Origin of the sequence: Micromonospora sp. NPDC005203, from assembly GCF_042872705.1 — a bacterium.
GTDB lineage: Bacteria > Actinomycetota > Actinomycetes > Mycobacteriales > Micromonosporaceae > Micromonospora.
Genome location: NZ_JBIAKV010000012.1, coordinates 211,782 through 218,149, shown reverse-complemented (window position 1 = coordinate 218,149; position 6,368 = coordinate 211,782). Strand labels below are relative to the sequence as shown.

Sequence of the window (6,368 nt, the reverse complement as noted above, 5' to 3'; positions counted from 1 at the left end):
GGCGCCTCCGGTGAAGGCGAGGCCGGCGGCGGTCAGGGCGGTCTTACGGATCAGATCGGTACGCATGATGGCGTGCTCCTCTGCATCGGGGGTGCCCGCACCACACCCGGGGGGTGGGTGGTGGTGTGGGAGAAGTTCGTGGGGGTTCTGCCCGGCGACCCGCAGGGGTCGGCGTCGGGACAGGGTGTGACGGCTGGTGGTGGCGGGTCATTCCGCCTCCCACGGGGGTGGCGCATGCGGCCTGCCCGGGGGTTGGCCGGTGGTGGTGCTCGGCCGTGCGGGGGATGTAACCGGGGCGGCCCGCCGGATGTTCCCGGCCGGGGCCGCGCCCCGCGACCCTGACTGCTGCGGTGGGCCTGACTGTTGCGGGGGCCGGCCCGGCGCACTGGGACTCGATGGTCTCGGTGGCCGGCCACCTCGGGGGGCTGCCAGGTATAACGACCCGGGCCGGCCACCGATTCCGCCCCGGAGGTAGCCCCGGCGACCGACACTCACGACGAAACCAGACAATCGTCGCGACCGGCGAACGGACACGGCGGACGAGGCGGCGTGATCGACTCGGGTTCACAGAAATCGCGGTATCCAAGTGTCGGGGACGGCCCGACATCACGAAAGTCGAGTGGCTCACGGAGACCACTACATCCAGGATCGAGCACGATCATGCTGGGCGCGACGGTGGGTGTGGGTTGAGGCGCGACGCCGGTATTGGGCAAGGCGCGACGGCCGGTATCGGGCAGCGGGGATGGTCAGCCCGGATCGGGTCGGGCGCGTCGGGGATTCCGTGAGCCGAGGATCAGGATGTGGCGGGGTCGGTCTCTGGCACGGTGCGCTGAGTGGGGATGGCCGGGGTGCTCGGCCAGGGGACCTCGGGTGCGCGGTGGAAGGTGATCCCGGCGGCCGCCCAGCGCGCACCCTGACCGGCCAGCCGGTCACGGAAGTCGGCCCAGTCGTGGGTGGCCCGGGGTGACCAACCCAGCTCGGCGATGGCGGGGAGTCGGGGCAGGAGCAGAAACTCGATGTCGGCCAGCGAGGTGACCGACTCGGTCCAGAGCGGGGCTTCCACCCCGAGAACGGCGGTGGCGGGCACGTCGGCGACGTGTGTGCCCGGATCCCAGTCGTATGCCTTGCGCACGTCGATCAGCCCGGCCCAGTCGTGCCCGATCGGGGTGTCCGGGGCGTACTTCATGTCCAGGTAGGCGTGGTTGCCGGGGGAGACGATGAGTCGGGCGCCCCGACGGACCGCGTCGGCCGTGGTGGGGTCGTCGGCGTTCGTGCCCCACCACTGCAGCACCCGCCCGTCGAGGTGGGCGGCCGGTGCGAGCTGGTGCCAGCCGACGACCGTCTTGCCGAGGTCGGCCACGATGCGCTGGACCCGCTCGACGAAACCGGTGTAGACCTCGCCCTTGACCTTGAACGCCTCGTCGCCGCCGATGTGCAGCAACGGCCCGGGGGTGAGTGCGGCCACCTCGCCCAGCACGTCGGCGACGAAGTCGTACGTCCGTTCGTCGGCCGGGTCGACGTAGCTGAAACCGACCTCGGTGCCGGTGTACGGCGGCGGCGCGATCTTGTCTGGTGCCAGCTCCGGGTACGCGACAAGCGCCGAGTTGGTGTGCCCGGGGAGGTCGATCTCCGGAACGACGGTGATGTGGCGGGCGGCGGCGTAGGAGACGATCCGCCGGTAGTCCGCCTTCGTGTAGTGGCCCCCGGGGCCGCCGCCGACCTCGGTCGTCCCGCCCACGGAGGTCAACCTCGGCCAGGAGTCGACGGCGATCCGCCAACCCTGGTCGTCGGTGAGGTGCAGATGCAGGTGGTTGAGCTTGTAGCGGGCCAGGTGGTCCACCACGCGCAGGACGTCCTCGACGGTGAAGAAGTGCCGTGCGACGTCGAGCATCGCGCCCCGGTACGGGAAGCGGGGACTGTCGGTGATGGTCCCGCCGGGCAGCGCCCACCGTGCGGTGACCGGGGTCGGGCTCTCGATGGTCGGTGGCAGCAGGTGGCGCAGGGTCTGCACGCCGTAGAACAGGCCGGTGGCAGTGCCGGCGGTGAGGCGTACCCCGTCGCGGGCGATGTCGAGCCGGTAGCCCTCCGCGCCGAGATCGACGGACGCGTCCAGCACCAGCGCGATGCCGTCGACCCGATCCGGCGCGGCGGCGTCGGAAGCCGGCGGCGCAGGCGTGGCGGCGTCGCTGGCCGGCAGTGGACGGGAGGCGGCGTGGACGACCGGCAGCGGGTAGCCGGTGGCTGGCCGGAGCAGCTCGGCGAGTTGCGTGGCGATGGCCAGCGCGGCGGGGTCGGCGCTGGCCACGATGACCGCTTCGGCCGGGAGCACCCAGTCCTCGGTCGGGTCCGGCTGGACCTGCGCGGGGGCGGGGACGACGTCGGCCAGCCGCTGCGGGGCCGACGGGGTGAGCAGGTCGCCCGCCGCCCGTTCGGCGGCCTGGGCCAGCGTGGCCGGGTCCGGTTCCCGCGTCGGCAGCGGCACCTCGCCGGTGGCGGGGGCGGCGGTGGGGCCGGGGGAGGGGGTGGTCGACACGGCGGCGACTCCGGGGGGTGTATTCGCGTCGGTTATGGCAAAAGTGAGGTTCACCGGCTGGCGTGTCGTCAAGCGTACGACGCTCGGCCGGGATGCGTGATGGTGCGCATGGAAGCGTTCCCAAAAACCGGTACGAACACGGATAGTCGTGATGGCTGTGCCAATTGTCACCGAACGGTCCCAGGTCGCCCGATGGTCGCTTAACCTTCGCCCACCGATCGGCGTCGACCCCGGGATTGCCGGCGGTCCGTCCCGGGGCAGGAAAAAACTGAACCTTCGTTAAGTGTCCATCCGGCGCGTGTGTGGAGGCTTTGGTGGCAGCGCAAGGAACCGTCGATCACAAGTACGTCTACGACTTCTCCGAAGGCAACAAGGACCTCAAGGACCTGCTCGGCGGCAAGGGGGCGAACCTCGCCGAGATGACAAACCTCGGCCTGCCCGTCCCCCCCGGCTTCACCATCACCACCGAGGCCTGCCAGGCGTACCTCGCGACGGGACAGGAGCCGGACGGGCTCGCCGCTCAGATCGAGGCGCACCTCGAATCGCTGGAGCGCGCCATGGGCAAGCGCCTCGGCGACCCGCAGGATCCGCTGCTGGTGTCCGTCCGCTCCGGCGCCAAGTTCTCCATGCCCGGCATGATGGAGACCGTCCTCAACGTCGGCCTCAACGACCAGAGCGTGGTCGGGCTCTCCGCGCAGGCCGGCGGCACCGGCGATCAGGCCGCCTCCGGCGGCGCGGACAGGTTCGCCTGGGACTCCTACCGCCGCCTGATCCAGATGTTCGGCAAGACCGTCTGCGAGGTGCCGGGCGAGGAGTTCGAGCACGCGCTCGACCAGGTCAAGAGCGCCAAGGGTACGCACAACGACCTCGACCTGGACGCGGACGACCTGCGCGGGCTGGTCGACGCGTACAAGAAGATCTTTGTGAAGCACACCGGTCGGGAGTTCCCGCAGCAGCCGCGTGAGCAGCTCGACCTCGCGATCCGGGCGGTCTTCGAGTCGTGGAACGCCGAGCGCGCGGTGCTCTACCGCCGCCAGGAGCGCATCCCGGCCGACCTCGGCACCGCGGTCAACGTGGTGACCATGGTGTTCGGCAACCTGGGTCCCGATTCCGGCACCGGTGTCGCGTTCACCCGTGACCCGGCCAGTGGCGCGCAGGGCATCTACGGCGACTACCTGGCCAACGCCCAGGGCGAGGACGTGGTGGCCGGCATCCGCAACACCGTGCCCCTGCAGGAGTTGGCCCAGCTCGACGGGGCCTCCTACGACGAGCTGCTGGGCATCATGGCCCGGTTGGAGGAGCACTACCGGGACCTGTGCGACATCGAGTTCACCATCGAACGCGGCAAGCTGTGGATGTTGCAGACCCGGGTCGGTAAGCGCACCGCCGCCGCCGCGTTCGTCATCGCCGGGCAACTCGTCGACGAGGGCCTGATCGATGAGGACGAGGCACTGCACCGGGTCAACGGCGCGCAGTTGGCCCAGCTGATGTTCCCGCGCTTCCAACTCGACCACGAGTTCCAGCCGGTCGCCACGGGCATCGGCGCCTCGCCCGGAGCGGCGTCCGGCACTGTGGTCTTCACCTCCGCACGAGCCGTCGAGCTGGCTGCCGAGGGCAAGTCGGTGATCCTGGTCCGCCGGGAGACCAACCCGGACGACCTGAACGGCATGATCGCCGCGAAGGGCATCCTCACCTCTCGTGGCGGCAAGACCAGCCACGCCGCGGTGGTGGCCCGGGGCATGGGCAAGACCTGTGTCTCCGGTGCCGACGAGATCGAGGTGAACGTGCCGGCGAAGCGGTTCACGGTGGCCGGGCAGACCGTTGGCGAGGGCGACGTCGTCTCCATCGACGGCACCACCGGCAAGGTCTACCTCGGCGAGGTGCCGGTCATGCCGTCGGAGGTGGTGCAGTACTTCGAGGGCAGCCTCGACCCCGAGCACATCGACAACGCGCTGGTCCGGGCCGTACACCGGATCATGACGCACGCCGACGGCAAGCGGCGGCTGGCGGTCCGCACGAACGCCGACACCGGTGCGGACGCGGCGCGGGCCCGGCGCTTCGGCGCCGAGGGCATCGGGTTGTGTCGCACCGAGCACATGTTCCTCGGCGACCGGCGGGAGCTGGTCGAGCGGCTGATCCTGGCTCGGGCCGCGGGTGAGCGGGAAGCGGCGCTGGCGGCGCTGCTGCCGTTGCAGCGGGCCGACTTCGAGGAGATCTTCCGGGAGATGGATGGCCTGCCGGTCACCGTCCGGCTCATCGATCCGCCGCTGCACGAGTTCCTGCCGCCGTTGGAGCAGCTCGCGGTCGACGTGGCGGTCGCCCAGGAGCGTGGCGAGGACGTCGCCAAGGAAGAGGCGTTGCTCGCCGCCGTTCGGCGGATGCACGAGGAGAACCCGATGCTCGGGCTGCGCGGCGTCCGTCTCGGCCTGGTCATCCCCGGTCTGTTCGCGATGCAGGTCCGGGCCATCGCCGAGGCGGCCGTGAGCTGTGCCCGTGGCGGCGGTACCGCGAAGCCGGAGATCATGGTGCCGCTGGTCGGGGCCGTGCAGGAGTTGGAGACGGTCCGCGCCGAGGCCGAGAAGATCATCGCCGAGGTGGTCGGGGACAGCGGGGTCGAGGTGCTGATCGGCACGATGATCGAGGTGCCCCGGGCGGCGCTGACCGCCGGGCAGATTGCCGAGGCGGCGCAGTTCTTCTCCTTCGGCACCAACGACCTGACCCAGATGGGCTGGGGTTTCTCCCGGGACGACGTCGAGGGCGCGTTCTTCTGGCGCTACCTGGAGTTGGGCATCTTCGGCATCTCGCCGTTCGAGTCGATCGACCGCGACGGCGTCGGCCGGCTGGTGCGGATCGCCGCCGAGGAGGGGCGGGCCGCCCGCCCCGGACTGAAGCTCGGGGTGTGCGGCGAGCACGGCGGCGACCCGGATTCGGTGCACTTCTTCCACGAGGTCGGCCTGGACTACGTGTCCTGCTCGCCGTTTCGGGTGCCGGTGGCCCGGCTGGAGGCCGGTCGGGCCGTGGTGGAGACCGGCGGCTCGGACAGTCGTTGACGCGGGCCGGCGGCGGACCAGGTCACCCGGTCCGCCGCCGGCCCCGACGATCAGATCGGTGGGCGCCGCCAGGTCGGCCGGGACGAGCGGCGCAACTGGGTGGGCAGGGTCGCCATCGGGGTACGCACGGCGAGCGGCGCGTGCCCATTCGGAACGGCGGTGGCGCCGCCACCGCCGACGCGCGTGTCCAACACCGATCCGGTCCGCCGGGCCACCGCCCGAGCCTCCTGGTGCAGCGTCTCCAGATCCTCTACCGCCGACGCGGTGACCAGGGTCAGCAGGGCGGTGCGCCCCGCCGGGTAGGTCACCACGCAGCCAGCCGTCGTGCAGACCACCGACTCCCGGAACTCGCCCCGCCGGACGGTGTCGGCCACCCGGTGACCGAGTCCGAAACTGGCGGCGGCCAGCGCGGCGAGATGGGTGGCGTCGGTGTTGGGCAGATCGCTGGAGATGAGCAACCCGTCGGTGCCGGCCAGCACCGACCCGGCGACGTCGGGCCGGCGTCGACGCAGCCCGCGTAGCTCCGTACCCACCACCGTGTCTGCGTCCACGAGCTGCTCCCTTACCGGTCGGGATCTGCGTGTCGGTCGGCTCGTCACGTTCCGCGCTGGGAACGCTACCGTTGGCCACCTGCGCCCGCGAGCCTGTAACCCGGGGCGATCGGTCCACAACTCCGGGCCGATCGGCGGTTGTGGACGATTCGTCGACGCGTCGGGGGCACGTCGCGCAGTCGTGACGGGCATAATCTTGGCTCGCTCGCAAACGGCTGATTGCGTACGCCGTCG

General features: G+C 71.1%; 3 protein-coding genes. 1 reads left to right on the top strand and 2 read right to left on the bottom strand.

Features of this window, described 5'->3' with window-relative positions; translation table 11 throughout:
• Positions 1-793: 793 nt before the first annotated feature.
• Positions 794-2,587, bottom strand: coding sequence for a family 20 glycosylhydrolase (locus ACFYPM_RS24815; RefSeq protein WP_387201330.1), 1,794 nt, complete (start codon positions 2,585-2,587; stop codon positions 794-796).
• A gap of 260 nt (positions 2,588-2,847) precedes the next feature.
• Here ACFYPM_RS24815 and ppdK point away from each other — a divergent pair, with 260 nt between their 5' ends.
• The gene (gene ppdK, locus ACFYPM_RS24810) at positions 2,848-5,583 is read left to right on the top strand and encodes a pyruvate, phosphate dikinase (RefSeq protein WP_387201304.1); all 2,736 of its coding nucleotides are present in this window, start codon (positions 2,848-2,850) and stop codon (positions 5,581-5,583) included.
• Positions 5,584-5,633: 50 nt separating this feature from the next.
• Here the strand turns inward: ppdK and ACFYPM_RS24805 are convergent, their stop codons facing one another.
• Positions 5,634-6,134, bottom strand: a complete 501-nt coding sequence (locus tag ACFYPM_RS24805) for a roadblock/LC7 domain-containing protein (protein WP_387201301.1) — start codon at positions 6,132-6,134, stop codon at positions 5,634-5,636.
• Between the last annotated feature and the right edge of the window lie 234 nt (positions 6,135-6,368).